Annotated in this window: 27 protein-coding genes; 17 read left to right on the plus strand and 10 right to left on the minus strand. The window is 65.6% G+C overall.

The features are described 5' to 3' along the window. Positions 1–45 precede the first annotated feature (45 nt). From ACEN9O_RS29880 to ACEN9O_RS29915, 8 genes are all read left to right on the plus strand, one after another. On the plus strand, positions 46–978 hold the full coding sequence (locus ACEN9O_RS29880) for a hypothetical protein (protein WP_495615400.1): 933 nt from the start codon (positions 46–48) through the stop codon (positions 976–978). A 77-nt stretch (positions 979–1,055) separates the two neighbouring features. Continuing rightward, positions 1,056–1,571 carry a nuclear transport factor 2 family protein gene (locus tag ACEN9O_RS29885; RefSeq protein ID WP_495615401.1) on the plus strand — a complete coding sequence of 172 codons (516 nt, stop codon included), beginning with the start codon at positions 1,056–1,058 and terminating at the stop codon, positions 1,569–1,571. A gap of 8 nt (positions 1,572–1,579) precedes the next feature. After that, the gene (locus tag ACEN9O_RS29890; RefSeq protein ID WP_495615402.1) at positions 1,580–2,536 is read left to right on the plus strand and encodes a hypothetical protein; all 957 of its coding nucleotides are present in this window, start codon (positions 1,580–1,582) and stop codon (positions 2,534–2,536) included. Between the two features lie 23 nt (positions 2,537–2,559). Continuing rightward, positions 2,560–3,285 carry a DsbC family protein gene (locus ACEN9O_RS29895; protein WP_495615403.1) on the plus strand — a complete coding sequence of 242 codons (726 nt, stop codon included), beginning with the start codon at positions 2,560–2,562 and terminating at the stop codon, positions 3,283–3,285. Between the two features lie 104 nt (positions 3,286–3,389). Next, the gene (locus ACEN9O_RS29900; RefSeq protein ID WP_495615404.1) at positions 3,390–4,511 is read left to right on the plus strand and encodes a PAS domain-containing sensor histidine kinase; all 1,122 of its coding nucleotides are present in this window, start codon (positions 3,390–3,392) and stop codon (positions 4,509–4,511) included. A 40-nt stretch (positions 4,512–4,551) separates the two neighbouring features. After that, positions 4,552–7,521, plus strand: coding sequence for a sensor histidine kinase (locus tag ACEN9O_RS29905; protein WP_495615405.1), 2,970 nt, complete (start codon positions 4,552–4,554; stop codon positions 7,519–7,521). Between the two features lie 66 nt (positions 7,522–7,587). Then, complete coding sequence (locus ACEN9O_RS29910) at positions 7,588–8,367, plus strand: 3-hydroxybutyrate dehydrogenase (protein ID WP_495615406.1); 780 nt, start codon at positions 7,588–7,590, stop codon at positions 8,365–8,367. A gap of 8 nt (positions 8,368–8,375) precedes the next feature. Then, entirely contained in the window at positions 8,376–9,065 is a 690-nt protein-coding gene (locus ACEN9O_RS29915; RefSeq protein WP_495615407.1) for a DUF899 family protein, read from the plus strand. A 25-nt stretch (positions 9,066–9,090) separates the two neighbouring features. Here ACEN9O_RS29915 and ACEN9O_RS29920 read toward each other — a convergent pair whose 3' ends face one another. Together ACEN9O_RS29920 and rpoD are read right to left on the minus strand one after the other, a co-directional pair. Further along, the gene (locus tag ACEN9O_RS29920; RefSeq protein ID WP_495615408.1) at positions 9,091–9,567 is read right to left on the minus strand and encodes a hypothetical protein; all 477 of its coding nucleotides are present in this window, start codon (positions 9,565–9,567) and stop codon (positions 9,091–9,093) included. Between the two features lie 98 nt (positions 9,568–9,665). Beyond that, the gene (rpoD, locus tag ACEN9O_RS29925) at positions 9,666–12,173 is read right to left on the minus strand and encodes an RNA polymerase sigma factor RpoD (RefSeq protein ID WP_495615409.1); all 2,508 of its coding nucleotides are present in this window, start codon (positions 12,171–12,173) and stop codon (positions 9,666–9,668) included. Between the two features lie 472 nt (positions 12,174–12,645). Between rpoD and ACEN9O_RS29930 the strand changes: the two genes are divergently transcribed. The 4 genes from ACEN9O_RS29930 (at position 12,646) to ACEN9O_RS29945 (ending at position 15,848) form a co-directional block, all read left to right on the plus strand. Further along, on the plus strand, positions 12,646–13,125 hold the full coding sequence (locus ACEN9O_RS29930; protein ID WP_495615410.1) for a ProQ/FINO family protein: 480 nt from the start codon (positions 12,646–12,648) through the stop codon (positions 13,123–13,125). 64 nt (positions 13,126–13,189) lie between these two features. Continuing rightward, on the plus strand, positions 13,190–13,795 hold the full coding sequence (locus ACEN9O_RS29935) for a 3'-5' exonuclease (RefSeq protein ID WP_495618557.1): 606 nt from the start codon (positions 13,190–13,192) through the stop codon (positions 13,793–13,795). 51 nt (positions 13,796–13,846) lie between these two features. Further along, a complete protein-coding gene (locus ACEN9O_RS29940; protein ID WP_495615411.1) occupies positions 13,847–14,563 on the plus strand; it encodes a c-type cytochrome in 717 nt (238 codons plus the stop codon). Positions 14,564–14,573: 10 nt separating this feature from the next. Further along, positions 14,574–15,848, plus strand: coding sequence for a cytochrome c (locus tag ACEN9O_RS29945; protein WP_495615412.1), 1,275 nt, complete (start codon positions 14,574–14,576; stop codon positions 15,846–15,848). A gap of 99 nt (positions 15,849–15,947) precedes the next feature. Here ACEN9O_RS29945 and ACEN9O_RS29950 read toward each other — a convergent pair whose 3' ends face one another. Together ACEN9O_RS29950 and ACEN9O_RS29955 are read right to left on the minus strand one after the other, a co-directional pair. Beyond that, positions 15,948–17,069, minus strand: a complete 1,122-nt coding sequence (locus ACEN9O_RS29950; RefSeq protein ID WP_495615413.1) for a type IV pilus twitching motility protein PilT — start codon at positions 17,067–17,069, stop codon at positions 15,948–15,950. A 76-nt stretch (positions 17,070–17,145) separates the two neighbouring features. Then, complete coding sequence (locus ACEN9O_RS29955) at positions 17,146–17,790, minus strand: class I SAM-dependent rRNA methyltransferase (protein ID WP_495615414.1); 645 nt, start codon at positions 17,788–17,790, stop codon at positions 17,146–17,148. Positions 17,791–18,011: 221 nt separating this feature from the next. Here ACEN9O_RS29955 and ACEN9O_RS29960 point away from each other — a divergent pair, with 221 nt between their 5' ends. Further along, positions 18,012–18,791 (plus strand): head GIN domain-containing protein, encoded by a 780-nt coding sequence (locus ACEN9O_RS29960; RefSeq protein WP_495615415.1) that lies wholly within the window; start codon positions 18,012–18,014, stop codon positions 18,789–18,791. A gap of 14 nt (positions 18,792–18,805) precedes the next feature. Here the strand turns inward: ACEN9O_RS29960 and ACEN9O_RS29965 are convergent, their stop codons facing one another. Continuing rightward, the gene (locus tag ACEN9O_RS29965) at positions 18,806–19,189 is read right to left on the minus strand and encodes a hypothetical protein (RefSeq protein ID WP_495615416.1); all 384 of its coding nucleotides are present in this window, start codon (positions 19,187–19,189) and stop codon (positions 18,806–18,808) included. A gap of 191 nt (positions 19,190–19,380) precedes the next feature. On the opposite strand from ACEN9O_RS29965, the gene ACEN9O_RS29970 reads away from it, so the two are divergent. Continuing rightward, complete coding sequence (locus ACEN9O_RS29970; protein ID WP_495615417.1) at positions 19,381–20,670, plus strand: Xaa-Pro dipeptidase; 1,290 nt, start codon at positions 19,381–19,383, stop codon at positions 20,668–20,670. A 104-nt stretch (positions 20,671–20,774) separates the two neighbouring features. On the opposite strand, the gene ACEN9O_RS29975 is transcribed toward ACEN9O_RS29970, so the two are convergent. Genes ACEN9O_RS29975 through purU form a run of 4 tightly spaced genes read right to left on the minus strand, consistent with a single transcriptional unit; the run spans position 20,775 to position 23,160 of the window. Beyond that, positions 20,775–21,266, minus strand: coding sequence for a YcnI family copper-binding membrane protein (locus tag ACEN9O_RS29975; RefSeq protein ID WP_495615418.1), 492 nt, complete (start codon positions 21,264–21,266; stop codon positions 20,775–20,777). Next, on the minus strand, positions 21,266–21,706 hold the full coding sequence (locus tag ACEN9O_RS29980) for a copper chaperone PCu(A)C (protein ID WP_495615419.1): 441 nt from the start codon (positions 21,704–21,706) through the stop codon (positions 21,266–21,268). The genes ACEN9O_RS29975 and ACEN9O_RS29980 overlap by 1 nt, the downstream gene beginning before the upstream one ends. 23 nt (positions 21,707–21,729) lie before the next feature. Further along, the gene (locus ACEN9O_RS29985; RefSeq protein WP_008446962.1) at positions 21,730–22,272 is read right to left on the minus strand and encodes a YaeQ family protein; all 543 of its coding nucleotides are present in this window, start codon (positions 22,270–22,272) and stop codon (positions 21,730–21,732) included. 18 nt (positions 22,273–22,290) lie between these two features. Then, a complete protein-coding gene (purU, locus tag ACEN9O_RS29990; RefSeq protein WP_495615420.1) occupies positions 22,291–23,160 on the minus strand; it encodes a formyltetrahydrofolate deformylase in 870 nt (289 codons plus the stop codon). Between the two features lie 125 nt (positions 23,161–23,285). Here purU and ACEN9O_RS29995 point away from each other — a divergent pair, with 125 nt between their 5' ends. The 3 genes from ACEN9O_RS29995 to ACEN9O_RS30005 all read left to right on the plus strand — a co-directional run bounded on the left by ACEN9O_RS29995 (position 23,286) and on the right by ACEN9O_RS30005 (position 25,345). Then, entirely contained in the window at positions 23,286–24,314 is a 1,029-nt protein-coding gene (locus ACEN9O_RS29995) for an NADP-dependent oxidoreductase (RefSeq protein WP_495615421.1), read from the plus strand. 105 nt (positions 24,315–24,419) lie between these two features. Further along, positions 24,420–24,863, plus strand: a complete 444-nt coding sequence (gene phaP / locus ACEN9O_RS30000; RefSeq protein ID WP_495615422.1) for a TIGR01841 family phasin — start codon at positions 24,420–24,422, stop codon at positions 24,861–24,863. A 119-nt stretch (positions 24,864–24,982) separates the two neighbouring features. Then, positions 24,983–25,345 (plus strand): KGG domain-containing protein, encoded by a 363-nt coding sequence (locus ACEN9O_RS30005; protein ID WP_495615423.1) that lies wholly within the window; start codon positions 24,983–24,985, stop codon positions 25,343–25,345. Between the two features lie 50 nt (positions 25,346–25,395). On the opposite strand, the gene ACEN9O_RS30010 is transcribed toward ACEN9O_RS30005, so the two are convergent. Continuing rightward, positions 25,396–26,220: an inositol monophosphatase family protein gene (locus ACEN9O_RS30010; protein ID WP_495615424.1), complete on the minus strand. Its 825-nt coding sequence runs from the start codon at positions 26,218–26,220 to the stop codon at positions 25,396–25,398. Positions 26,221–26,360 lie beyond the last annotated feature (140 nt).

Below are 26,360 nucleotides of genomic sequence, written 5' to 3' on the forward strand. Positions count from 1 at the left end.
GTACCTATGGCACACCCACATGACGCACCTTTTGGAGAAATCGACATGACATTCAGCCGTAAACTGACCATGCTGGCAGCCTGCCTGGCCTGTGTAACCGCCGCGCACGCCGGCGCCATCAAAGAAGACAAGGACTCCCTGTTCAAACCGACCGGCAAGGGCTGGGGCGAACTCGACCTGGATTCGATGAGCCATCCCGAACGCGCCGCCACGCTGAAAGCGCAACGCAGCGCCAACCTGACCTACCAGGGCGGCCCGGTCATGGTGGCGCCAACCAAGGTCTACTACATCTGGTACGGCTCGGCCTGGGACAGCGCATCGCAGAATGTGCTGAACAATATCGCCTCGCACATCGGCGGCTCGCCTTACTTCAACATCAACACCACCTACTACAACGCCAGCAACAACCACGTGGTGAACCAGGTGACCCTGGCCGGCAGCACCACCAACTCCGGCACGCTGGGCAGCAAGCTGACCGACGCCAACATCCAGACCGTGGTGACCAGCGCCATCAGCTCCGGCGCGCTGCCGCTGGACTCCAACGCCGTCTACTTCGTGATGACCGACAAGAACACCACCGCCACCTCGGGCTTCTGCACCCAGTACTGCGGCTGGCACACCAACACCAACTTCAACGGCCAGAACATCAAGTACGCCTTTGTGGGCAATCCGGAAACCCAGTGCGCGTCGGCCTGCGGCGCCACCTCGCCGAGCCCGAACAACACGCCGGGCGCGGACGCCATGGCCAGCATCTTCTCGCATGAACTGGAAGAAGCGGTCACCGACCCGGACGGCAACGCCTGGTACTCGACCCAAAGCGGCATGGAAAACGGCGACAAGTGCGCCTGGAACTTCGGCACCACCGCCCTCGCCTCGAACGGCGCCAAGTACAACCAGACCTTCGGCACCATGAAGTACCTGATCCAGCAGAACTGGGTGCTGCTGCCTAGCCAGGCGTGCGCACAGCACTATCCCTGAGCAGGCTAGTACAATCGATCTGAACTGATCCGGCCGCCGCGGTGCATCGCGGCGGCTTCCCTCCCACTGGAACGTGCATGCAAATAAAATCATTGATCGGGCTGGCGCTGCTGGCCCTGGCACAGACCGCGGCCCACGCCGCGCCACCGCGCACGGTGCCGACCGTCACCCGCACGGTGCAGCTGTTCAGCACCTTGGAAAACGACTGGCTGGACGCGGTGCACAACCGCGACGCCGAAGCCTTGAAAAAAATCGTCGCGGACGAATTCGAACTGCGCAGCGCCGCCGTTCCCGGCCGCCCCACCGCGCGCGCCGAATGGCAGCAACAGGTGTTTGCCGCGCCGGCGCTGGAGTCGCGCATCGAACAGATGGCGGTGCACGAATATGGCGAGCTGGCGTTGGTCAGCTTCATGTGGAAGATCGCGGCGCCGAAAAACAGTGCGCTGCCCAGCCAGGTGTTTGTGGTCGACACCTGGAAACAGGTGGACGGCGGCTGGAAGGTGCTGACCCGTTACGCAGCCACCGTGGACGGCGCCAGCAAGGCGGTGCCGGGCGCCGAGCCGGCTGCGCAGGCCATCAATAAAAAATACTGAAGCCGGCCATGACCACACTTCTGCACCGCGAACGCTACTGGCTGGGCGCCGCCGTCCTGACCGGCGCGGCGCTGGTGTGGAGCTGGCCAGCCGGCGACACCCCGCCCCCGGCCGCGACGGCGCCGCCAGCTGCCGCGCCGGCGTGGCACGACAGCTTCGGTCTCGGCAAGCTCGACAACGGCCTGCGCCAGTCGGCCGAGCTGTCGCTCGACGATCAACTCGCGCCCTCCTCGCTGTCGACCGACGCCGCCGGCAACCTGGTGGTGGATGCGCCGCTGCGCATGCTGTTCGAATTCTTCCTGGTGCGCGGCGAAGGCGCCGACCTCAATGCGCGCGCCGCTCAACTGCGCGCCCATCTGGACCGGCAAGTCACCGGCACTGCCGGCGAGCAGGTCAAGGCGCTGGCCGCGCGCTACGCCGCCTACGTGCGCGCGCATGACGAGCTGCTGGCAAGCCAGCGCATCGCCCTGGCCGCCGGCGCCATCCCCACGCCGCCGCAGGTGGAACAACTGGCGACGTGGCAGCAGCAGCGCGCGCGCCTGCGCCAGAGCACGTTCGGGCCGGCCATCGCCGCTCGCTGGTTTGGCGCCGACGACGCCGAGCTGGCGCAAGCGGTGAGCGAGCTGCGCGCGCGCGCAAGCGCCGATGCCAACGCCGCCGCCGGCAGCGAGGCCGAGTCCGATTCCAATACCCTGCGCGATCGCCGCCTGCACGACGCCACGTGGGCGGCGGCACGCGACAGCGACACCGGCGAACTGCTGGCCCGCGCCACGCAAAGCTATGAAGCCGCCGCCGGCGAGGAGCGCACATGGCGCGCGCACTATCTGCGCTACCGCGCCGATGCCGGCCTGCTGACCGCTGCAGCCGGCAGCGACACGCGCCGGCGCCAGCTGGAAGCACTGCAGGCACGGCTCTTCCCCAACGAGCGCGAGCGCATCCGCGCGCGCGCCAGCGGCATCGAATAACGTCACCCAACAGGAACATCCGCATGAAGCAAACCACCGCGCTGCTGCTGGCAGCCAGCCTTCTGACGCTGCCCGCAGCCAACGCCGAAACACCTGCGGAAGCCCGCATCAAAACCCTGATCACGCCCCGCCTGGGCGTCAACATCAAAGTCGATTCGGTGACCAGGACGCCGTATGGCGGACTGTATGAAATCAGCACCAACGGCGACATCTTCTACACCGATGAAAGCGCGCGCTATCTGTTCGTCGGCAAAGTCGTCGACACCGCCAACAACTACCAGGACCTGACGCGGGCCCGGGCCGACCAGCTGGCCGCGATCCGTTTCTCCGACCTGCCGCTGGAGACCGCCATCAAGACCGTCAAGGGCAACGGCAAGCGCGTGATGGCGGTGTTCGAAGATCCGAACTGCCCCTACTGCCGCAAGCTGCACCAGACGCTGGAAGGGATAGACAACGTCACCATCTACACCTTCCTGCTGAACATCCTGTCGGACGACTCGTCGGTCAAGTCCAAGGACATCTGGTGCGCCGCCAACCGCGCGCAGGCATGGCACGACTGGATCGTCAACACCAAGGCGGCGCCGGCCGCGCCGGCCGCCTGCCCCACCCCCAACGAACAAGTGCTCGCGCTGGGCAAGAAGCTGCACGTGGCCGGCACGCCGACCATCTACTTCAGCGACGGTAGCCGCACCGGCACCGCGTTCGACCGGCAGGCGCTGGAGGCCAGGCTGGAGGCAACGGCCAGGTAGGCATTACGGGAGGGGATACCAGAAGTTCTTTTATTTTATTAAAAATAAGGCAAAATGAAAATTTTGGCATTAGAATAACAAATAAATTAATTTTGCCTGTCAATATGAAAAGCTTTATCGAATCGCTAGGACAGCTGCACATCGACAACGTGGTCGCCCAGTTCCAGTCCGGCGACGACGGCAGGTCCGCGACGAACGATGAGCTGCACAACATCATCGCCATCATGCCGCTGGCCCTGTTCATCAAGGATGCGCAATCGCGCATCGTGCTGATGAATCCCGCCTGCGAGGCTCTGTGGGGTGTCGCCTTCGCCGACCTGCGCGACACCGACGGCGCCGCCTTTTTCCCGGCGGATCAACACGCCTATTACCTGCAACACGACCGCGCCGCCTTCTCCACCGGCAAGACCATCGTCTACGAAGAGCAGCTGTGGCATGCCGGCCTGGGTGAGAACCGCTGGCTGCAAACCCACAAGCATCCCACCTACGACCAGCACGGCCAGCCCAAGCTGATGATCGCCATGTGCGTCGACATTACCGAGCGCAAGCGCTCGGAATACCTGCTGCAATCGTCGCTGCAAGAGCTGCGCACGCTGTCCGAACACCAGCACACCGCCAAGGAAAGCGAGCGCCGCCGCATTGCCCAGGACATCCACGACGACCTGGCGCAAAACCTGCTGGCGCTCAAGCTGGACGTGACGACCCTGCACCAGCGCACCCGGGAGCGGCAACAGCTGCTGCACCGGCGCGCCGCGCATGCGCTCGGCACGCTGGACGCCTGCCTGCTCGCCGTGCGCGAGCTGATCAATGAACTCCATCCCAGCACGCTGGCGCTGGGCCTGTCGGCCGCCATCGAATGGCAGCTGCAGCAGCTGGAACGCCGCTACGGCCTGCGCTGCCGGCTCGAGCTGATCGCAGACAGCGCGACGTTGGACCAGCGCCAGCTCACCGCCATCTACCGCGTCACGCTGTCGGCGCTGTGCTATCTGTGCGGCCAGAAGGGCACACGCACCGTGCAGGCCACGCTGGACCTGCGGCCGGAGCGGCTGACCATCATCCTCAGCGGCGACGGCCTGCCCGAGCAACAGACGCCGCGCGACATGCTCGACCTGGGCGCCATTCGCACCCGCCTGGCCGACTTCGGCGGCGAACTGGCGCTGACCCAGCTGGCCGGCGCCGGCACCGTGCTGCGCATGAACTTGCCGGGACAGCCCTCGCCGCCCTAGGCATGCCCGGCTTGTCCCTTCCGTGTGCTATGCTGCGCCCATGACCGTCACCCTGCGCAGCCTGTGGCTGCTGGCCGCCGCGCTGCTGCTGGCGCTGTGCTCCCCGACCGCAGCAGCCGACCATGCGCGCCTGCTGAACGACTACTCCCACCACGCCTGGACCGCCGCCCAGGGCGCGCCCGCGCAAATCCAGGCCATCACCCAAACCCGCGACGGCTGGCTGTGGCTGTCGACGCCGACCGGCTTGTACCGCTTTGACGGCCTGAGCTTCGAACGGCGCGACCAGGTCGGCGGCCACCAGCTGCTGTCGACCATCGTGCTGCCGCTGTACACGGCGCCGGACGGCGCCCTGTGGGTCGGCTACCGCTTCGGCGGCGCCAGCGTGTTCAAGGATGGCCAGGTGCGCCACTACGGCACCGCCGACGGCTTTCCGCCCGGCGCCACCTACAGCTTCGGCCGCGCGCCGGACGGCACCATGTGGGTCACCACCGCCAACGGCCTGGCCTGGCTGCACGGCGGACGCTGGGAACAGATCGGCGCCGACAGCGGCTTCGACCCCGGTCCCAAGTCGATCTGGCAAGTGCTGTTCGACCGCGCCGGCACACAGTGGGTGTCGAGCGACCGCGCCATCTACTACCGCCGCCAGGGCGAGACCCGCTACCACGTCGCCAGCCCGGCCAACGTCCGGCTGGCGTCGCTGGCGGCCGCGCCGGACGGCACCGTCTGGGCCTCCGACGCCAGCGACGCCAACTACAAGCTGTCGCAGAATCCGCCGCGGGACGGCGGCCCGCCGCCCCGGCCCGACCTGCCCGGCAGCGGCATGTGGTTCGACCGCGCCGGCACCATGTGGCTGCTCAGCGAGAACCGGATCGAGCGCATGCTGCCGGACGTGTTTCCCGATCCGCGCCAGCGCATCACGCTGGAGCAGGGCCTGAGCGGCATGAACCCGCAAACCTTTTTTGAGGACCGCGACGGCAACCTCTGGTTCGGCACCGTCAACGGCCTGGACCAGCTACGCCGCAACCGCGTGGTGCCCCTGCCCACCAGCCTGGAGATCGTCACGCCGGCGCTGCGGGCCGACCGCGATGGCAGGGTGCGGGTCAGCGGCTTCGGCAACGACTCCTGGCTGATGGATGCCGACGGCCGGCAAGCCGAGCATGCGCCCCACTCCTTCATGTCGTCCGCCAGCGCCGGCGACGGCCGTCCGGCGCTCGGCACCAACCAGGGCATCTGGCTGCCCGGCCCCGGCGGCGGCAGCATGATCGCCGCGCCGGCCGCGGCGCTGAAGGACGCGCTGACCATCCGTGCCCTGGCCCAGGACGGCGGCGGCGACTGGTGGGCCAACTACCTCAACCTCGGCATCTACCGCTACCACGAGGGCAGCTGGAGCCGCGTCAACGATCCCCGGCTGCCGTCCGCGCGCGTGCTGACGATGCAGGCCGACCGCCGCGGCCGGGTCTGGATCGGCTACCAGGGCAACCGCATCGCCGTCATCGACGGCGCGACGACCATCCTGCTGGGCGCGGCGCAGGGCCTGGCCATCGGCAATGTCCTGAGCCTGACTGAGCGCGACGGCCGGCTGTGGGTGGCGGGCGAACTGGGCGCCGCGCTGTACGACGGCGGCCGCTTCGTGCCGCTGCGGCTGGCCGACGGCCACGAACTGCGCGGCATCAGCGGCCTGGTGGCAAGCGCCGGCGGCGACCTGTGGCTGCACGGCCATGACGGCGCCTTCCGCATCCCGGCCGCGCAGCTGGCGCGCTTCCTGCGCGACGGCGCCGCGGTCGACTATGAGCTGCTGGGCATTGACGACGGCCTGACCGGCGCGGTCCAGCCGACCGGGCCGTTCCCGTCGATGGTGGAAGCCAGCGACGGCAAGCTCTGGCTGTCGAGCCACAGCGGCGTGATGCTGATCGCGCCCGGCCAGATCCGCCGCGACGCCACGCCGCCGCTGGTGGAAATCCGCGCCGTGGAAAGCGACGGCAAGGCCTATCGGCCCGACGCGCCGCTGACGCTGCCGCAGGGCTCGAACAATCTGCACCTGACCTTCAGCGCGCTCGGCCTGTCGATGCCGGGGCGGATCGCCTTCCGCTACCGGCTCGACGGCGTCGACCGCGGCTGGCAGCAGGCCGGCGGCCGGCGCGAAGCGTTCTACACCAACCTGGAGCCGGGCCAGTACCGCTTCCAGGTCATTGCCGCCAACAAGGACGGCGTGTGGAACACCGATGGCGCCACGCTGCAGGTATCAATCCCGCCGACCCTGGTGCAAAGCCTGTGGTTCAAACTGGGCTGCGTGCTGGCGCTGGCGGCGGCGCTGGTGCTGGCCTGGCGCTGGCGGCTGGCGCAGATGGCGCGCCTGCTCGAGGCGCGCCACGTCGAACGCCTGGGCGAGCGCGAGCGCATCGCCCGCGCGCTGCACGACACCTTCCTGCAGGAGGCGCAGGGCACCATCCTGATGATGCAGCTGGCGATGGAGCAGGTGCCGCCCGCGCTGCCGGCGCGCGCCGCCATGGAGCGCGGCATCGGCTACATCGAGCAGGCCCTGATCGAGGGCCGCGACGAGGTCTCCGGCCTGCGCTCGCCGCTGCGCGAGAACGAGACGCTGGGGCAATCGCTGGAGCGCTTCGGCCAGCGGCTGGCTACTGGACTTTCGGCCAGTTTCCGGCTCGAGCAAACAGGCGCACCATACGCCCTGCCCGCCATCGCGGCCGACGAAGTGTTCTCCATCGGCCGCGAAGCCATCTGCAACGCCTTCCGCCACGCGCAGGCCAGCGAGATCGTGGTGGAGCTGGAGTACGGCGCCAGGCGGCTGACGCTGCTGGTGCGCGACAACGGCAAGGGCATCCCGCCCGAGACGCTGGCGCAGGGCGGCCGCAGCGGCCACTGGGGCCTGGTCGGCATGCGCGAGCGGGCCGCGCGCATCGGCGCCGTGCTGGAGTACGGCAACCGGGAACAGGGCGGCGCGTTTCTCAGCCTGGCCTTAAACTTGGCCACTATGTACGCGAACGCATAGACGGCGCGGCGCAGGATTGTTGTAATCAACCACGTTTGCATTACCAACCATCGAGGAGCACATTGCATGAAGCTGAAAGACAAAGTCTGTATCGTCACCGGCGCCGCCAGCGGCATCGGCAAGGAAATCGCCCTGGTGTACGCGCGCGAGGGCGGCAAGATCGTCATCGCCGACCTGAACCTGGAGGCGGCGCAAGCCACCGTCGATGAAATGAAGGCCAGCGGCCACCAGGCCATGGCCATCGCCATGAACGTGGTCGACGAAGGCCAGGTCAACGCCGGCATCGCCAGCGTGGTCGAGGCCTGGGGCCAGATCGACGTACTGGTCAGCAACGCCGGCATCCAGATCATCCACCCGGTCGAGGACTTCCCCTACGAGGAATGGAAGAAGCTGCTGGCCATCCACCTGGACGGCGCCTTCCTGACCACCAAGGCCTGCCTGCCGCATATGTACAAGGCCGGCAGCGGCAGCGTGATCTACATGGGCTCGGTGCATTCGAAGGAAGCGTCCAAGCTCAAGTCGGCCTACGTGACGGCCAAGCACGGCCTGATCGGCCTGGCCAAGGCGGTGTCGAAGGAAGGCGCGGAGCATGGCGTACGCGCCAATGTGATCTGCCCCGGCTTCGTGCGCACGCCGCTGGTGGACAAGCAGATTCCCGAGCAGGCCAAGTCCCTGGGCATCTCGGAGGAAGACGTCATCAAGAAGGTGATGCTGGCCGACACCGTGGACGGCAAGTTCACCACCGTCGAGGACGTGGCCGAGGTGGCGCTGCTGTTCGCCAGCTTCCCGTCCAACGCGCTGACCGGGCAGTCGCTGGTGGTCAGCCACGGCTGGTTCATGCAGTAAGCGTCGCCATGGCCACGCTGACGCCGGCAGCTGAACTGGCTGCCAGAAGCACGCCCTATCCGAACGACAGCGCCGGCTACCGTGCCGCGCGCACGGCCTTGCTGGCGGAAGAGATAGAACTACGGCGGCACATCGAACGCGTGGCCGCGCAGCGTCGCGCCCTGCCGCCTGGCGGCGAGGCGCCCGACTACAGCTTCCTCGACGAGAACGCCAAGACGGTGAAGCTGGCCGACCTGTTCGGTCCGCATGACACGCTGGTCACCTACTTCTGGATGTACGGGCCGCAGCGCGAGCGGCCGTGCCCGATGTGCACCGCCTTCCTCGGCGCCATCGACATTCCGTCGCGCGACCTGTCGCAGCGGGTGACGCTGGCGGTGCTGGGCCGTTCGCCGGTGTCGCGCCAGCTGGCCTTCGCGCGCGAGCGCGGCTGGCGCAACCTGGCCTTCTACCAGTGCGTGGGCGACGATTTCCCGCGCGACTACCGCGGCCTGGCGCCGGATGGCAGCGAGTGGCCGGCGCTGGACGTCTGGGTCAAGCGCGACGGCAAGGTCCACCACTTCTGGGCAAGTGAGCTGGGCGGCACCGAAGATCCCGGCCAGGATCCGCGCGGTGCCCCGGACCCGACGCCGCTGTGGAATATCCTGGACCTGACGCCGGCCGGACGGGGCACGGACTGGTATCCGAAGCTATCTTACTGAGGCGGCTGCACGCAAGCTGACAGCGTCAACGCCCCAGCGTCATCCGCTTGAGCAACACATTGAAGTCCATGGCGGGCCGGTTCAGCAGGTTGTTGGCATACTCGCCCTGGCAGGACGTTCTGGCCTCGTCGGCAGGCACGCCGGCCACTCTTTCCTTCAAGTTCGCGTTAAACATGCCCAGCACCGCGGCGACATGCGCGTCCATGTCGGCGTCCGTCGCATCGGGCTGCCGCGCGCGCCTCAGCTGGATCAGCTGCGCCTTGTACAGCTGGCGCAGGATCACCAGCGCATCGGCGTTCTGCGCCTTCCATTGCGCCATGGCGGCCGCCAGGGTGTCGGCCGCCTCCGGCGCCAGCAGCTTGCAGCGCTCAAGCAGCAGCGCGTGATAGGTATCGAAATCGACCTGCGCCAGCTGGATGCCGGCCGCCACATCAACGGACTCGGCACCAGCCAACACCGGTGCGCCGGCCAGGGCCAGACTGAGAAAAACTGATTTGATCATGCCGTCTCTTTCGTCTTTCGATGCCGCAAGTGTATTGCAATCCGGCCAAAAAGAAAAAGGGAGGCACGCGGCCTCCCTTCTTTTTATGTCGCCGACGCTTAGTTCTGCGTCAGGAAAGTCTTCAGCTTGTCCGAGCGCGACGGCTGGCGCAGCTTGCTCATGGCCTTCGCCTCGATCTGGCGGATACGCTCGCGGGTCACGTCGAACTGCTTGCCCACTTCTTCCAGCGTGTGGTCGTTCGACATTTCCACGCCGTAGCGCATGCGCAGCACCTTGGCTTCGCGCGGGGTCAGCGAGTCCAGCACTTCCTTGATGACGTTGCGCATCGAGGCGTGCAACGCGGCGTCCAGCGGCGCCAGCGTGGTGTTGTCTTCGATGAAGTCGCCCAGCTGCGAATCGCCGTCCTCGCCCATCGGCGTTTCCATCGAGATCGGCTCTTTGGCGATCTTCATGATTTCGCGGACCTTGTTTTCCGGCATTTCCATCTTGACCGCCAGGGTCGCCAGGTCCGGCTCGCTGCCGGTTTCCTGCATGATCTGGCGCGAGATGCGGTTCATCTTGTTAATCGTCTCGATCATGTGCACCGGCACGCGGATGGTGCGGGCCATGTCGGCGATCGAACGGGTGATGGCCTGGCGAATCCACCAGGTCGCGTAGGTCGAGAACTTGTAGCCGCGACGGTATTCGAACTTGTCCACCGCCTTCAGCAGGCCGATGTTGCCTTCCTGGATAAGGTCGAGGAACTGCAGGCCGCGGTTGATGTACTTCTTGGCGATCGAAATCACCAAACGCAAGTTGGCGACCGTCATTTCACGCTTGGCCTGGCGCGCGCGCTTTTCGCCGGCGGCCATCTGCTTGTTAATCTTGCGCAGGTCGGCCAGCGGCAAGGCCACGCGGGCTTGCAGGTCGATCATTTTCTTTTGCAGCTCTTTCACCGCGGGCACGTTGCGGCCCAGGATGGCGCTGTACGGATAGGCGCTGTCGACTTCGCCGTCAACCCAGTCCAGGTCGGTTTCATTGCCCGGGAAGACCTTGATGAAGTGGGCGCGCGGCATGCCGCATTTGTTCACGCACAGCTCCAGCACGGCGCGCTCGATGTGGCGCACTTCTTCCATCTGGCCGCGCAGCGTGTCGCACAGCTTCTCGACCACCTTGGCGGTGAAGCGGATGCCCAGCAGCTCGGACGAGATCGCTTCCTGCGCCGACACGTAAGCCTTGGAGCCGTAGCCGCCGCTGGCCTTGCGCATCTTGTCGTACTGGGTCGAGATGACGTCGAACTTTTCCAGCGCGGCTTTCTTCAGCTGCGCCAGCTGCTCGGTCGAGAAGCCTGCCGCGCCGCCGTTGGCGTCGCCGTCTTCTTCCTCGACTTCCTCTTCCTCTTCTTCATCGTCGTCCGAGGCGACCGCAGGCGCGGCCGCGACGGCCGGCGTGTTGTTGGCCTCGTTCAGGTCGACGAAGCCGTCCACCACTTCGTCCACCTTCAGCTCGTCGGCCTCGATCTTCCTGGCCAGCGCGACGATCTCGGCGATCGTGGTCGGGCAGGCCGAGATGGCCTGGATCATGTCCTTCAGGCCGCCTTCGATACGCTTGGCGATCTCGATCTCGCCTTCGCGCGTCAGCAGCGCCACGGCGCCCATCTCGCGCATGTACATGCGGACCGGGTCGGTGGTGCGGCCGAAGTCGGAGTCGACCGTCGACAGCGCGGTCGCGGCGGCCGCTTCCACTTCGTCGTCGGAGGTCACGGTGGCCACGCTGTCGGTCAGCAGCAGCGAATCGGCTTCCGGCGCGCGCTCGTAGATGGCGATGCCCATGTCGTTGAAGGTGGCGATGATGCCTTCGATCGCTTCAGGGTCGACAATGTTTTCCGGCAGTTGGTCGTTGATCTCGGCGTAGGTCAGGAAGCCGCGCTCCTTGCCCATGTTGATCAGGTTCTTGATCTGGGTGCGGCGGCGTTCCAGCTCTTCAGCTGTGCTCTTCGAATCGACGCCCAGCATGTCGGCGGCGCCGCCCTTGGCCTTGCGCTCGCGGGCTTTCGACACGGCCTTCAGTTCGGCGCGCTCGACCGCGTTCAGTGCCGCGACTTCGTCGTTTTCCGGCGTGAATTCGGACGGCTTGCGGCCGCGGCGGCCCGGCACCTTGACGCTAGGCAGCAGATAGCCGGAGGTGTCGATCGAGGCCAGCGTGGCGGCGTCGGTCACCTGGCTGACGGCCGGGCCGGCGGTCACGATGACGACCGGCGCAGGCTCGGCCTTGGCGGCCTTGACCAGTTTGGATTTCGGCGCGGCCTTCACCACCACCGCCGGCGCACCGGCTTCGGCGTCGGCGGCCGGGGCCACCGCGCTCTTGCGCGCCACCTTGACGGTCTTGACCGGCGTGTCGGAGGCGTCGGCGTGCTGCACCGCCACCTGCGCTTCCGCCTGGGCCGCTTCGGCCGCGGCGCTCAGGCGCGTTTTCTTTTTGACTACCGTTACTTTGCTCGCTGCCTCTTGCGCATTATCGATCACATAAGATAGAGTCGTCTTTGGCACCACCAGCGGCGCGGAGCTGCTGCGCGTGGTCTTGGCGGCCTTGACGGACAACGTTAAAGTTTTCGGCGTTTTTGTCATTAAATATCTCTCAATGCGTATTCGCCAGAAAATACAAAAAGCCATAGCCAGCGCCGACCGTTACCAGTGCGCATCGATGGAAATGTTGTAATTTAGCTGACGATTATCTGCGGAATAAAAAAAGCCCGCATCCAACAACGGGCTTGTTTCTCTTTTCAGTGAAGAATAGGGAGAGGGCAAAGTATGCCGTATCGCGCGACATCAGGATAATTGATAGTACCCATATCCGACATCTTAAAACCATATAACAAGGGCTACGCACCCGTGTCAGACCGTCCAAATCGCATCCTGTACCAAACTGAAACGCACCGTCCTGCAAAAGTGCGTCTCGCATTATACATGTTTTGGCGTGCGGACGCACCTTTGGCGTCCATCTGGCGTATGATGTCAGCGTGGTCTTTTTTACATCATGGCCTAAAAGGCACTGCAATCCCGTAGTGCCCATGATATGCTCACGCCTCTTGCTTAAACTATGAAGTCGATGAACACTAGCCTCACCCCTCAGGCGCCGGCATCCGAGCCCGCAGCCACCGCCGCCGTTGCGGCACCTGCGGCCCTCAGCCCGCGCAGCTTGCTGAAACAATTGCAAACCCAATTCCCGGCCTTCCGCGATTTCCTGCCCTTGTCGATCGGTATCGACAAGCAGATCCTCGCCGTGATGCCTGAACTGGACCGCAAGACCATGCGTACCGCGCTCGGCATCCATACCGGCTCGCTGCGCTACCTGAAGGTCATGGAAAAAGCCAAGGTGCGTCACGATCTGGACGGCACCCCCGGCGCCGAAGTGACCGACACCCACCGCGCCCACGCCACCCAGGTTCTGCAGGAACGCTTCAAGAAAGAAGCCGAACGCAAGAAGGCCGAACGCGATGCGGCCGCGGCCGAAGAAGCGGCCCGCGTGCGCGCCGACAAGCTGAACCAGCTGACCGCGAAGTTCTCGCGCAAGGGCTGAGTTGGCTCAGTTGGATAACCAGCAGCTTGCGGTGCCGGCGGAGGCCGACGAGCTTCCGCCCTACGTGGGGATACGCATCGCCGATGTCCGGCTGGTCACCACGGCCGAGCAAGCCGTGGCCGCGCGCGACGCCCTGCTGGCCGCCGACGCCATCGGCTTCGACACCGAATCGAAGCCGACCTTCACCAAGGGCGAGACCTCGACCGGTCCGCACCTGATCCAGTTCGCCACCGATCACCAGGCCTATCTGTTCCAGATCGGCGGCAGCACTTCCGCAGCCTTCCTCGACGTGCTGCGCGCGGTGCTGGAAACGCCGGCCCTGCTGAAGGTGGGCTTCGGCCTGTCCGACGACGTCAAGCGCCTGCACGCCAAGCTGGCGATTCGCGCGGCCGGCGTGGTCGACCTGTCGGTGGCGCTGCGCACGCCGGGACAGCGCAACGACCTCGGCGCCAAGACCGCCGTCGCCAAGTTCTTCGGCCAGAAGCTGCAGAAGTCCAAGAAGATCTCCACCACCAACTGGGCGCTGCCGCGCCTGAACGAAAAGCAGATCCTGTACGCCGCCGACGACGCCCAGGTGGCCTTGCGCGTCTACCGCCACTACATCGCCGCCGGCAACAAGCTGCCGCCGTTGAAAGCCGTAAAACTCCCCCGCCCGCCGAAGCCGCTATAGGGGCGGAGGATCTGGTATCCTTGCCAGACAGTTACGACCTCAAGGAATGGCATGTCTACCTCTTACGTCGTGCGCGCGTGCGCCGCGCTGGCTTTCGCCGGCGGCAGTCTGCCGTCGCAGGCCGCCGCCCCTGCCACCCTGCCCGACACGCTGGAACAACGCGTAGCCGCCTGCACCGCCTGCCACGCCGTCAAGGAACGCAGCGACGCCTTCTTCCCGCGCATCGCCGGCAAGCCGGCCGGCTACCTGTACAACCAGCTGGTGAATTTCCGCGAAGGCCGGCGCCACTATCCGATGATGACCTATATGGTCGACCACCTGCCGGACGCCTACCTGCGCGAAATCGCCGACTACTTCTCGCAGCAGCATCCGCCCTACCCGCCGGCACAGGCCGGCAGCGGCGCCAGCGCCGACAGCAGTGCCCTGGCACGCGGCCAGGCGCTGGTGCAGCAAGGCGACCCGGCCAAAAAAATCCCGGCCTGCGTGGCCTGCCACGGCAGCGCGCTGACCGGCGTGGCGCCGGCGATCCCTGGCCTGATCGGCCTGCCCAGCGATTACGTCAACGCCCAGTTCGGCGCCTGGAAGAACAAGGTGCGCCGCGCCGCCGCGCCGGACTGCATGGCGGAGATCGCCAACCGGCTGTCCGCGGCCGACGTCGCCGCCGTCTCCGGCTGGCTCAGCAAGCAAACGCCGGACGCCGCCGCGCGGCCCGCCGACAGCATCGCCATGCCCCTGCCGCTGAACTGCGGCAGCGTGCCAGCACCTTGAGGACCGGCCCATGAAGAAAATTATTTATACCGTTATCGCGCTGCTGGTGGCCGGCATCCTGTTCATGCTGTTCGGCGGATCGGATGACGCCGGACCGGCGCCCACCACCACCGCGCAGCTGGCGCCGGCGGAGAAGATCGCGCGCGGCGCCTACCTGGCCAAGGCCGGCGACTGCATGGCCTGCCACACCGCGCGCGGCGGCGCGCAATATGCCGGCGGACGCGCGCTGCAAACGCCGTTCGGCAGCGTCATCTCGCCCAACATCACATCCGACAAGACCAACGGCATCGGCGCCTGGAGCGCGGACGATTTCTGGCATGCGCTACACAACGGCAAATCGAAGGATGGCCGCCTGCTGTACCCGGCCTTCCCCTACACCAACTACACCCGCATCACGCGCGACGACGCGGACGCGCTGTACGCCTATCTGCAGTCGGTGCCGGCGGTGGCGCAGGCCAACCAGCCGCATCAGCTGCGCTTCCCGTACAACCAGCAATTCATGCTGGCCGCCTGGCGCGCGCTGTACTTCAAGCCGGCCGTGTTCCGCGCCGACAGCAAGCAATCGGTGGACTGGAATCGCGGCGCCTATCTGGTGCAGGGCCTGGGTCATTGCAGCGCCTGCCACAGCGCGCGCAACACGCTGGGCGCCAGCGATGGCGAAGGCTTGTCCGGCGGCCTGATCCCGGTGCTGGGCTGGTACGCGCCCTCGCTCAATTCCGGCGCCGAGGCAGGCCTGGGGGAATGGATGCAGCCGCACATCGCGCAATTGCTGAAGACCGGCGTGGCGCCGCGCGCGACCGTGTTCGGGCCGATGGCGGAAGTGGTGCAGCAAAGCCTGCAATACCTGAGCGACGGCGACATCAACGCGATGGCGGTCTACTTGAAAGCCCTGCCGGGAGACGACCGGAAGTCCGAGTACGAGCGCGACAAAGGCGCCGAGGCGGCGGCCTACCTATCGGCCGGCGCCAAGCTGTACGACAAGCACTGCGCCGATTGCCACGGCGCTGGCGGCGCCGGACTAGCGCCGGGCTACCCGCCGCTGGCCGGCAACCGCGCCCTGACGATGGAGCAGGCGGTCAACCCGATCCGCATCGTGCTCAACGGCGGCTTCGCGCCCGGCACGGAAGGCAATCCGCGTCCCTACGGCATGCCGCCATTCGGTCATGTGTTGAACGATACCGAAGTGGCGCAAGTCGTGTCCTACCTGCGCAGCGCGTGGGGCAACAACGCCCCGCCGGTCAACGGCAACGACGTCAACCGCTACCGCGCGATTCCACTGGATTAGCAGCGAGGGTCAAGTCTGACATTCGGACACGAGCGCTGCAGTAGCGCGCGCTACGGCCGGGGCCGTGTCCGAATGTCAGACTTGACCCCGGCGGTGGGGTTAGTTGTGCTCGGCGAAGCCGATGCGGTCGGTGGTGGCGTTGCGGGCGTCGTCCACGCTGACCTTGCCCGCGGCCAGCAGCGCGCGCAGCGAGGCGTTCATCGTGTGGCAGCCCTCGCCCGGCTTGGTCTCCATCCAGTTGCGCAGCGCCGATATCTGGCCGCTGGCAATCATGTTGACCACCTCCGGATTCGAGGTCAGGCACTCGGTGGCCAAGTGGTAGCGGTCGCCGTCCACCGACGGCAACAGCGCCTGGCACAGCACGCCGCGTAGCGCATGCGCCAGGGCCTGCGACTGCGGCTCGGCGTTGCCCAGCAGACGCACCATCTTCTGCAGGCCCAGCTCGGTCGAACGCGCGTGCAGCGAGGCCAGCACCAGCGGCCCGGATTCGGCCAGCGCCAGCGCTTCCTGCGCCGTCTGGGCGTCGCGGATCTCGCCGATGACGATCACGTCCGGCCGCTCGCGCAGCGCGTCCAGCGCGCCCAGGTAGAAGCTCTCGACGTCGCCGTCGAAGCCCACCTCGCGCTGGGTGATCACGCACTGGCGCTGCGGGATCAGCGTCTCCACCGGATCCTCAATCGTGATGATGTGGCCGGAGCGGTGCTTGTTGATCTCGTCAAGCATGGCGGCAATGGTGGTCGACTTGCCCTGGCAGGTGTCGCCGATGATCAGCACCAGCCCGCTGGTGAGCTTGGCGAAGTTCTGCTCGGCCTGGCGCAGGCCCAGCTGGCTGAGCACCATCGGCTCCTTGGGGAAGCGGCGGATCACGCAGCCGAGCCGCTTCTTGCCCTGGAAGCTGAAGCAGTTGGCGCGGATGCGCGCCGTGTGCAGGTCCACCGCGCGGTCGAAGGCGCGGTCCTGGATGCGCTCGGCCCAGTTCGGCTCGACCACCTCGAAGAACTCTTGCAGCTCCTCGCGCGTGATCGGCGAATCGGTCACCGCCACCAGCCCCTTCGGCTGGCGCAGCAACAGCGGACTGTTCTGGTGGATCAGGATGTCGCTGAAGATCAGCTTGGAATTGAGCAGGTGCAGGATCTGCTCGACGAGCGTGCCGAAGACCGGGTGGTCTTCGTTCTCGATATACGTCAGGGTGCGAATTTGCGACGACTGGTAATTTTCCATCTCTACTCTGATCTCCGTGGGGTCGGTATGGCGCCTCGGAAGATTATAAGAGAAAAATTGCAGCATCGAAATTTTTTCAGCTGCGGACCTTCGGATATTTGAAGCCGGTGCGCAGGTCCATGCTGTAGCGTTGCTTGCCTTCGGTGACCAGCACGTGGTCGGGCGGTTCCTCGCCGGCCAGCGCGCGATAGAAGATCGGCAAGCCCTCGCCCTTGCGGACCAGGTCGTCGCAGCGTTCGTAGACGTTCGGGCAACCGGTTTCCGCCAGCAGCGCTTGCACGATGGCCACCTTCCAGGCGTCGACGCCGGCCGACTGGAACTGGCAGATCAGGTAGCCTTTGACGCCGCCCCAGCTGTCGACCAGCAGGCCGGACAGGCCGTCCTCGTCGCCGCGCACCACCGGCACCAGGTCGTTGGGACCAGCCGCGCGCACGCTGGCGGCGCGCTTGGCGATGGCGGCCTTGACGCGGCGCTTGATCAGCGCGTGGTCGACCGGCTCGTCTTCCTTGTAGGTCCAGATGCGGGCGCAGATCTGCGACTTGGCGTTGTAGGCGGCGCGGCCGATGAACTGGCGCGACGAGGTCTGCACGGTGGCGGTGGCGCCGGGCTTGTTCTTTTCCTGCGGCTTGCCGTCGACTTTTTCGACCGCGGAGGCGTAAATCCAGGGGTCGCCGGCCAGCAGGCTCTTTTCCTTGCCCTGTTTGATGGTGATGATAAGCATGTAAGTCCAATGTGTGCTGCGCTGCAGCGTGCGGTGTTGCGGGATAGCCCGAATGATACCTCATGCCGGCCGCGCCACCCGCCGCCGGACGCGGCCTGCTCCCCGGCTGCTGCATTCTGTGCCGCGCTCGCTGCACTCTGTCGCAGGCGGGTTTCGTGCGCGCCCTCCAGTCCGTAGTATTCACACTCAAGAGCGGCATCCACCATCACGAGGAGATCAGCATGACCCATCCATCCATCCGCAGCGCGCTGCGCATCCTGTTCCTGTCCGCCGGCCTGCTGGCCGTCGCCGCGCCGGTTGGCGTGGCCGTGGCCGGTCCGCTCAGCTGGTTCCATGGCGAGCGCGTGCAGGGCAGCGGCAAGATCGTCAAGCAGAATCGCGAGATCGGCCATTTCACTTCGCTGGCGACCAACCTCAACGGCGACGTCGAGATCCGCATCGGCAATACCGAAGGCATCAGCGTCGAGACCGACGACAACCTGCAGCCGCTGATCGAGACCGTGGTCGACAACGGCACCCTGCGCATCCGGACCATGCGCAAGAACGTCAACCTGGAATCGCACACGATGAAGATCGTGGTGCAGGCGCGTTCGATCGAGAAGATCGCGGTGGCCGGCTCGGGCTCGGTCGAGGCCGACAAGCTGCGCGGCCAGAGCCTGACGTTTGACGTCGGCGGTTCCGGCTCGATCAATGTGCACAACCTGGAGAGCGAGTCGGTGGCGATCGCGCTGGGCGGCAGCGGCAACCTGAAGGCCAGCGGCAATACCGAGCGCCTGCAGGTGTCGATCGGCGGTTCGGGGCGGGTGCAGGCCGGGCAGCTGGCGGCGCGCGACGCCACGGTCAGCATCGGCGGCTCGGGCGAGGCGACGGTGTGGGCCAAACAAACGCTGAACCTGAGCGTGGCCGGCTCCGGCGACGTCACCTACTACGGCGATCCGCAGCTGACCAAGAGCGTGATGGGTTCGGGCTCCATCAAGCGGCTGGGTGGTTCGCCGCAGTAGCGGCTCATTTTAGCTCAGTCAAATATCTCATTGGGTTCGGCGCCAGCCATCAATTGCCGGACCCAGTCACTCAATTCGGACAGCTCGGCCAAGGCAATGATTTTATAGGTTTCCCGGGAAGGATTTACGCCGGATTTTTCAAGTAGCCCGCACAGCACCTCTACCAACGCTTGCCGGCCCTCCAGGCAGCCTTCGTAGTATCCCTTCATCCGGCCAGTGTACAAGGCATCATGCATTCCACTGTACCGGGCACTCCTCAGCGCCTCGCTCAGTATCTTTTGTTCCCTATCCTGGAGCCCAAACTGTTTGGCGATCTTTTCGCTGCTTTCCCTAATGCGCTCGTTTTCTTCGTAGTCCCAGAGTTCTTCCACGGTTTTAAATTGTTTGTCGAACCGCATAGTCCTTACCTCCTCGAAGCAGCTCTCTAAAACCATCAATCCACCTGTCAGACCAACATGTCGCTACGGGAGTTCATCCAAAAAATTGTAGCGCCCGCTTGTAGACGCGGGTACGCTAGGCGGGCGCGGTTTGGCCCGCATCAATCCGGCGCAGACAAGACAAATAAGACACCCACCACAAGGAGATCCGCTTGAACGTTATCGCCATGTCCGTCCGCCGCGCCTTCGCGCTGCCGCTGTTGCTGTTGGCCTGCTCCGCCGCTTCGGCCGCCCCGCCCGCCGTCACCGCCATCAAGGCCGCCCACCTGCTCGACGTGCGCAGCGGCACGCTGGTCGACAACGCCGTGGTGCTGGTCAGCGGCGAACGCATCACCGCCGTCGGCAGCAGGCTGGCGGTGCCGGACGGCGCCCGGGTCATCGACCTCGGCAACAAGACCCTGCTGCCCGGCCTGATCGACATGCACACCCACCTGACCGGCGATCCGCAAGACGCCGGCTATTCCATCATCGCCAAATCGGTGCCGCGCCTGACGCTGACCGGCGCCAAGAACGCCCGCCTGACGCTGCAGGCCGGCTTCACCACGGTGCGCGACGTCGGCGCCGACGCCTATGCCGACATCGGCCTGCGCGACGCCATCAACGACGGCGACGTGCCCGGCCCGCGCATGGCCGCCTCCGGCCCACCGCTGAGCATCACCGGCGGCCACTGCGACGACACCATGCACGCCCCCGAATACAAGCAGACCGCGCTCGGCGTGGCCGACGGCGTCGACGAGGCGCTCAAGGTCACGCGCCGCAACATCAAGTACGGCGCCGACGTCATCAAGATCTGCGCCACCGGCGGCGTGCTGTCCTTCGGCGACGACCCGCGCACCTCGCAATACACGCTGGAGGAACTGAAGGCCATCGTCGGCGACGCCCACCGTCTTGGCCGCAAGGCCGCCGCCCACGCGCACGGCGGCGACGGCATCAAGCTGGCGGTGCTGGCCGGCATCGATTCAATCGAGCACGGTTCCTACATCGACGACGATGGTATCAAGCTGATGAAGGAGCACAAGACCTGGCTGGTGCCGACCGTGTACCTGGGCGACTGGCTGATCGAGAACGCCGAGGCGATCAAGCTGCCCGCGCCGCTGCTGGAAAAAGCCAAGGTGGTGTTGCCGACCGCGCGCATGAACATCGCCCGCGCCATCAAGGCCGGCGTGCCGGTCGCCTTCGGCACCGACGCCGGCGTTTATCCGCACGGCCTGAACGCGCGCGAGTTCGGCACGCTGGTCAAGCTGGGCATGACGCCGCTGCAGGCGATCCGCGCGGCCACGCTCAACGCCAGCGAGTTGCTGGGCTGGAGCGATAAGGTGGGCGCGATCGAGGCCGGCAAGTTCGCCGACCTGATCGCGGTCGACGGCGAGCCGTTGAAGGATGTGAAGACGCTGGAAAGCGTGCAGTGGGTGATGAAGGGCGGCGCGGTGGTCGGCAAGTAGCCCGCACTTACCCCATCGAGCTTAAGCGCAACGCCAGCTGCACCACTTAGGGGTCTGACCCCGTACGGGGTCAGACCCCGCTTGGCAGTGCGGGGTAAAAGCGCTCAATGCTGGTGCTGCGCCGTGCCGGTCGGCGCCGGCAGCACTTCCAGCACCGGTGCCGGCGCCTTCAGCTTGACGGCGCTGTCGCCGGGGATCTCGTCCCAGGCCACGTTGACCTTGTCGCACTGCTGCACGACGCGGAAGTACAGCTTGCCCGGCTGCCCGGTCAGCTTGACCTGCACCACGAACTCGTCGAAATAAGCGTCCGGCAGCGGGCCGCCCTTCCAGCTGATTTCCTGCACGCCGCCGTTGGTGCCGACGTTGATCTTCCAACCGGCCTTGGGCATCGGCTTGGCGCTGGAAGCGCCCTCCGGCAGCGATACGACCAGGCCGGTGGTGGCGGCGCCCTCGCAGCCGTGGCCGACACGGAAAGTCAGCTTCTGGAAACTGCCGGCCAGGCCGGTGCCTTGTTCCAGCGTCACGTGCGCCTGCGCCGCGGGCGCCAGCATCGCGGCAGAGAAAGCCAGCGCCAGCATGGTGGAAGTCGTTTTCATCACTGCCCTTTCGGTGGTGTGTACGTCAGCGGTTTGACCGTCACATCGATGGCGACGGTCTCGGTCTGCTTGCCCTTCTTGCGGATCACCAGCGTGACCGGCACGGTCTCGCCTTCCTTCAACTGCCGCTTCAAATCCATCAGCATCACGTGATAGCCGCCGGAGGCCAGGTCGACGCTCTGCCCGGCCGGCAAGTCCAGCGACGGCACGGCGTGCATCTTCATCATCTGGCCATCCATCTCCATATGATGGATTTCCGCCACGCCCGCCACGCTGGAGCGCACTTCCACCAGCTGCCCGCCCTGCTTCGACTTGAGCTGCATGAACACACCGGTGGACTTGGCCGCCGGCACGGTGGCGCGTATCCAGGCGTCGCGCACTTCGACCTGGGCCGAAGCCAGCGGCGCGGCCAGCAGCAATGCGTAGAGGATTTTTTTCATCGAAGGATTATAACAACCTTATATCAACGCTCGCCCTTGAAGGTCTCGCGGCCGACTTCAACCGTGGTGGTGCCGTCGGTCAGCCAGATCTGGCCGTCCTGGATCGTGCATTGCAGCTGCATGCTGCGCTGGGCCATCTTGGACAGCTGCTCGGTGGCGTCGGCGTCGAGGTTGATCACGGTCAGGTTCTTGCAGCGCTCGACCTTGTTGGCCAGCGCCTTCCACCAGATGTGGCTGGTCGCGGCGTAGCTGTAGACGTAGACGTGCTCCGAGCGGCCGCTGGCCTTCAGGATCACCTTCTCGTCCGGCTGCCCCACTTCGATCCACAGCTGGATCGCGCCGGTCAGGTCCTTCTGCCACAGGTCCGGCTCCTCGACGTCGAACAGGCCCTTGGTGAAGGTCAGCGCTTCGTTGGCGTGGATCGCGAAGGCGATCAGGCGCACCATCATGCGCTCGTCGGTCTCGGACGGGTGACGCGCCAAGGTCAGCGACTGGGTCTCGTAGAAGTTGCGGTCCATGTCCGCGATCTGCAAGTCGGCTTTGTAAATTGTTGCTTTGAGGGCCATCGGTGAATCTCAGGTTAATTATTTGAAGACGACAGTCTTGTCGCCGTTCTGCAAAATGCGGTGTTCGACAAACCACTTCACGGCGCGCGCCAGCACCACGCACTCGACGTCGCGGCCGATGGCGGACAGCGTCTCCGCGTCCATCGAATGGTCGACACGCTCGACGTCCTGCTCGATGATCGGACCTTCGTCCAGGTCGCCGGTGACGAAGTGCGCGGTCGCGCCGATCAGCTTGACGCCGCGGTGGTGCGCCTGCGCGTACGGCTTGGCGCCCTTGAAGCTCGGCAGGAAGGAATGGTGAATATTGATCGCCTTGCCCTTTAGCGCCGTGCACAGCCCCGGCGACAGGATCTGCATGTAGCGCGCCAGCACCACCAGGTCGATGTTGTGCGAGTTCATCAGCTCGATGATCTTGGCTTCCTGCGCCAGCTTGGACGCCGTAGGCGCGCCGGCCGCCAGCGGCAGGTGGTGGAACGGAATATTGTAGCTGGCCGCCAGCTGGTAGAAGTCCATGTGGTTGGACACTATGGCCGGGATTTCCACCGGCAGCAAACCGCTCTTGTAGCGGAACAGCAGGTCGTTGAGGCAGTGGCCGATCTTCGACACCATCAGCATCACGCGCGGCTTGTAGTGGGCGTCGCGCAGTTCCCAGTCCAGCTTCATCTCCGCGCCCAGCAGGCCGAAGTCGGCGCGCAGCAGGTCGTCGTTGACGTTGCGGTCTTCCAGCGCGAAGTGCACGCGCATGAAGAACAGCTTCGATTCGCTGTCGCCGAACTGGGCCGAGTCGATGATGTTGCAGCCGTGATCGGCCAGGAAGCCCGACACGCGATGCACGATACCGCGCTGGTCCAGGCAAGAGAGTGTCAAAATGTATTCGGGATTGCTCATATCCACCATCGTTATAGGACTAACAAGGCCGGTATTGTCGCACGGCTGGGCGCAGACCGTAAAAATAGCACGATCGTTCAATTTAAGATATATTGTCCGTCACACCCCACACCTGAGGAGACAAAATGACTATCAACGAGACCAATCTTCAATTCCGCCTGGCGGCCCGTCCGGTCGGCATGGTCAAGGACAGCGACTGGCAGCAGGTCAGCGAACCGGTGCGCGAACCGGCCGACGGCGAGATCGTGGTCAAAGTGCTGTACCTGTCGCTCGATCCGGCCATGCGCGGCTGGATGAACGAAGGCAAATCCTACATCGCGCCGGTCGGCATCGGCGAGGTGATGCGCGCCGGCGGCGTGGGCGTGGTGGTGGCGTCGAAGTCGCCGGACTTCGCGGTGGGCGATCATGTGCAGGGCGGCACCGGCGTGCAGCGCTACTGGGTCGGCCCGGCCGGCGACAAGCGCCACGGCTTCCACAAGGTCGACGCCAAGCTGGCGCCGCTGCCCACCTACCTCAACACGCTGGGCATGCCGGGCATGACGGCCTACTTCGGCCTGATCGAATCGGGCCAGCCCAAGGCCGGCGAGACGGTGGTGGTGTCCGGCGCGGCCGGCGCGGTGGGCCAGACGGTCGGCCAGGTGGCCAGGCAGCTGGGCTGCCGCGTGGTCGGCATCGCCGGCGGCAAGGACAAGTGCGACTTCGTGGTCAAGCAACTGGGCTTCGACGCCTGCATCGACTACAAGGGCGGCTCGGTCAAGGACGGCCTGAAGGAACACTGCCCGAACGGCGTCGACGTCTACTTCGACAACGTCGGCGGCGAGATCCTCGACACCGTGCTCACCCGCATCAACCTGAAGGCGCGCATCGTCATCTGCGGCGCCATCTCGCAGTACAACAACACCACGCCGGTCAAGGGCCCGGCCAACTACCTGGCGCTGCTGGTCAACCGCGCGCGCATGGAAGGCATCGTCGTGTTCGACTACGCCGACCGCTACCACCTGGGCGTCGCCGCGTTGGGCAAGTGGATGAAGGAAGGCAAGGTCAAGAGCAAGGAAGACATCGTGCAAGGCCTGGAGCAGTTCCCGCAGGCGCTCAACATGCTGTTCGAAGGAAAGAACTTCGGCAAGCTGGTGCTGCAAGTGGCCACCGAATAAATTCAGGGAACTTTTCGGAACAAGCCGCGTCTATCCTTCGGCTGCACACACCGCCGGGCCGCAAGCCCGGCGTTTTTTATTGAAGGTCCACGACGAGGAAGAACCATGTTCCCCCAAACCATCTCCCCCGCGATCAAATCGCACATCGAAGTCCTGATCACGCTGTACACCGACATGGCCCAGCGCACGCTGGAGGCCCTGCAAAGCCTGAGCGAACTGAACATGCAGCTGGGCCGCGACCTGATCGCCGAAATCGGCGGCAACACCCAACGGGTAATGGCCAGCAAGGACGCCTCGCAACTGGGCGCCGCCGTCAGCGCGCAGCTGACCCCGGGCGCGGCGTCGCTGCAAAACTACCAGCACCACCTGGTCGAGATCCTCAGCCGCGCCAACTCCAGCCTGGCGCAAACGGCCGCCACCCACATGCCGGCGGTGCGCCGCGCGGCCAACGAGGTGGCCGAGGAATTCATGCACCAGGCCTCGGAGCAGACCGCGCGCGCCGCGGAACAGATGTCCAAATACCAGATGGCCAGCGAACTGCGCCATTAATCGCCTTCTTTGTGGAACTTTCGTCAATGTTAAATCTCTAACCATGCAGAGCAGCCGGCTTCAGGGCTGGCTGCTCGGGGAACCCTGACGGAATTTCATAACACTCATGAGGAGGTCTTATGGCCAGCAATTCAGGTAACGATCAAAGCAAGCCGAAAGGCACGGCCAAGCGCGGCTTTGCGGCGATGGACGAAGCAACCCAACGCGCCATTGCCAGCAAGGGCGGACAAGCGGCTCACCAAAAAGGCACGGCCCACGAATTCGATTCGGAAGAAGCGCGCCGGGCCGGCCAGAAAGGCGGCGAAGCGGTCAGCCGCGACCGCGAGCACATGGCGCAAATCGGCCGCAAAGGTGGGGAAAGCCGGCAGTCCGCGGCCCGCGCCAACGCCGAGAAAAACGCCGCCAACGGCACGCGTGGCGCCGGGTCCGAACAATCATCCAAGGGAGGCAGCCAGCAAGGCGGCAAGGTCGCCGAGCGCTGAACCACTGAACTAAACCAACCGGCGGCCGGCGGGTGCGGACACGCACCCGCCTAGGCCGCCAGCGCTTCCTGCAACCGCAGCAGCATGCAGGCATGCGCGGCCGGCGCCGCCGCGGCCAGGCTGAACGCACCCAGCTCGTAAGGCTTGCCATCGATCTGGGTCGCGTGTCCGCCGGCCTCGCGCACCAGCAGCGCACCGCCGATGCAATGGAAACCGTCATCGCCGAATTGCCAGAATCCATCGAGGCGGCCGCACGCCACATACGCCAGTTGCAGCGAAGTCGCGCCCAGGTTGCGCACCGCCGCCACATCGGGCAGCATGGCGCGCAAGGCGGCGCCGGCCTGGCGCACCGCGCGCCGGTCGCGGCCGGCAAACGGCGGCTGGCTGGTGGCAACGATGCCCTGGTAGTGGCTGGCGCCGCCGTTGACACGGAGGCGCTCGCCATTGCGGAAGGCGCCCTCGCCCCAGGCCGCATGGAACATCTCGTCATGCACGGCGTCGAAGATGGCGCTGAACACCGGCACGCCTTCGCGCATCAGCGTCAGCGACATGGCCCAGCTCGGCATCGCGCGCAGGAACTGGTCCGCGCCGTCGATGGCGGCGCAGATCCAGTACTCGCCGCGCTCGGCCAGGGCGGCGGTTTCCGCATCCTCCGCCTCGGTGCCGCCCATCTCGTCCTCCATCCAGCCGATGGCGGGATACAAGCGCCCCAGCGCCCGTTTCAGCCGCGCGTTGGCGGCGCCGTCGATGCGGCGCAGCGCCACCATCATCTCGTCCACCTCCAACACGGGTTCGTCACGCCAGAAGGTCTCGCACAGATCGGCGCCGGCCTCGCGCAACAGCGCCAGAACTTCTTCGGTATCGATTGCAGTCATGCTAATTCCTTGCTATAGACTAAAGTCCTAGATTGCCAGAAAATTCACATCCTGACTAACTGGCGACAGACAAGTAGTATCGCAATCGGGCCAATATCGCGCACGGCAACACGCTCAAGCCGGGGGGGCCACACGGTCCA

The organism is Duganella sp. Dugasp78 (assembly GCF_059491455.1).

What these genes read in the sequence shown, in the direction of transcription:
- ACEN9O_RS29885 (WP_495615401.1), top strand. Translation starts at nt 1,056, where the DNA reads ATGCAAATAAAATCATTGATCGGGCTGGCGCTGCTGGCCCTGGCACAG.
- ACEN9O_RS29920 (WP_495615408.1), bottom strand. Translation starts at nt 9,567, where the DNA reads ATGATCAAATCAGTTTTTCTCAGTCTGGCCCTGGCCGGCGCACCGGTG.
- ACEN9O_RS29930 (WP_495615410.1), top strand. Translation starts at nt 12,646, where the DNA reads ATGAAGTCGATGAACACTAGCCTCACCCCTCAGGCGCCGGCATCCGAG.
- ACEN9O_RS30005 (WP_495615423.1), top strand. Translation starts at nt 24,983, where the DNA reads ATGGCCAGCAATTCAGGTAACGATCAAAGCAAGCCGAAAGGCACGGCC.
- ACEN9O_RS29940 (WP_495615411.1), top strand. Translation starts at nt 13,847, where the DNA reads ATGTCTACCTCTTACGTCGTGCGCGCGTGCGCCGCGCTGGCTTTCGCC.
- ACEN9O_RS29910 (WP_495615406.1), top strand. Translation starts at nt 7,588, where the DNA reads ATGAAGCTGAAAGACAAAGTCTGTATCGTCACCGGCGCCGCCAGCGGC.
- purU (WP_495615420.1), bottom strand. Translation starts at nt 23,160, where the DNA reads ATGAGCAATCCCGAATACATTTTGACACTCTCTTGCCTGGACCAGCGC.
- ACEN9O_RS29900 (WP_495615404.1), top strand. Translation starts at nt 3,390, where the DNA reads ATGAAAAGCTTTATCGAATCGCTAGGACAGCTGCACATCGACAACGTG.
- rpoD (WP_495615409.1), bottom strand. Translation starts at nt 12,173, where the DNA reads ATGACAAAAACGCCGAAAACTTTAACGTTGTCCGTCAAGGCCGCCAAG.
- ACEN9O_RS29965 (WP_495615416.1), bottom strand. Translation starts at nt 19,189, where the DNA reads ATGCGGTTCGACAAACAATTTAAAACCGTGGAAGAACTCTGGGACTAC.
- ACEN9O_RS29975 (WP_495615418.1), bottom strand. Translation starts at nt 21,266, where the DNA reads ATGAAAACGACTTCCACCATGCTGGCGCTGGCTTTCTCTGCCGCGATG.
- ACEN9O_RS29895 (WP_495615403.1), top strand. Translation starts at nt 2,560, where the DNA reads ATGAAGCAAACCACCGCGCTGCTGCTGGCAGCCAGCCTTCTGACGCTG.
- phaP (WP_495615422.1), top strand. Translation starts at nt 24,420, where the DNA reads ATGTTCCCCCAAACCATCTCCCCCGCGATCAAATCGCACATCGAAGTC.
- ACEN9O_RS29905 (WP_495615405.1), top strand. Translation starts at nt 4,552, where the DNA reads ATGACCGTCACCCTGCGCAGCCTGTGGCTGCTGGCCGCCGCGCTGCTG.
- ACEN9O_RS29960 (WP_495615415.1), top strand. Translation starts at nt 18,012, where the DNA reads ATGACCCATCCATCCATCCGCAGCGCGCTGCGCATCCTGTTCCTGTCC.
- ACEN9O_RS30010 (WP_495615424.1), bottom strand. Translation starts at nt 26,220, where the DNA reads ATGACTGCAATCGATACCGAAGAAGTTCTGGCGCTGTTGCGCGAGGCC.
- ACEN9O_RS29945 (WP_495615412.1), top strand. Translation starts at nt 14,574, where the DNA reads ATGAAGAAAATTATTTATACCGTTATCGCGCTGCTGGTGGCCGGCATC.
- ACEN9O_RS29955 (WP_495615414.1), bottom strand. Translation starts at nt 17,790, where the DNA reads ATGCTTATCATCACCATCAAACAGGGCAAGGAAAAGAGCCTGCTGGCC.
- ACEN9O_RS29995 (WP_495615421.1), top strand. Translation starts at nt 23,286, where the DNA reads ATGACTATCAACGAGACCAATCTTCAATTCCGCCTGGCGGCCCGTCCG.
- ACEN9O_RS29980 (WP_495615419.1), bottom strand. Translation starts at nt 21,706, where the DNA reads ATGAAAAAAATCCTCTACGCATTGCTGCTGGCCGCGCCGCTGGCTTCG.
- ACEN9O_RS29880 (WP_495615400.1), top strand. Translation starts at nt 46, where the DNA reads ATGACATTCAGCCGTAAACTGACCATGCTGGCAGCCTGCCTGGCCTGT.
- ACEN9O_RS29890 (WP_495615402.1), top strand. Translation starts at nt 1,580, where the DNA reads ATGACCACACTTCTGCACCGCGAACGCTACTGGCTGGGCGCCGCCGTC.
- ACEN9O_RS29985 (WP_008446962.1), bottom strand. Translation starts at nt 22,272, where the DNA reads ATGGCCCTCAAAGCAACAATTTACAAAGCCGACTTGCAGATCGCGGAC.
- ACEN9O_RS29950 (WP_495615413.1), bottom strand. Translation starts at nt 17,069, where the DNA reads ATGGAAAATTACCAGTCGTCGCAAATTCGCACCCTGACGTATATCGAG.
- ACEN9O_RS29915 (WP_495615407.1), top strand. Translation starts at nt 8,376, where the DNA reads ATGGCCACGCTGACGCCGGCAGCTGAACTGGCTGCCAGAAGCACGCCC.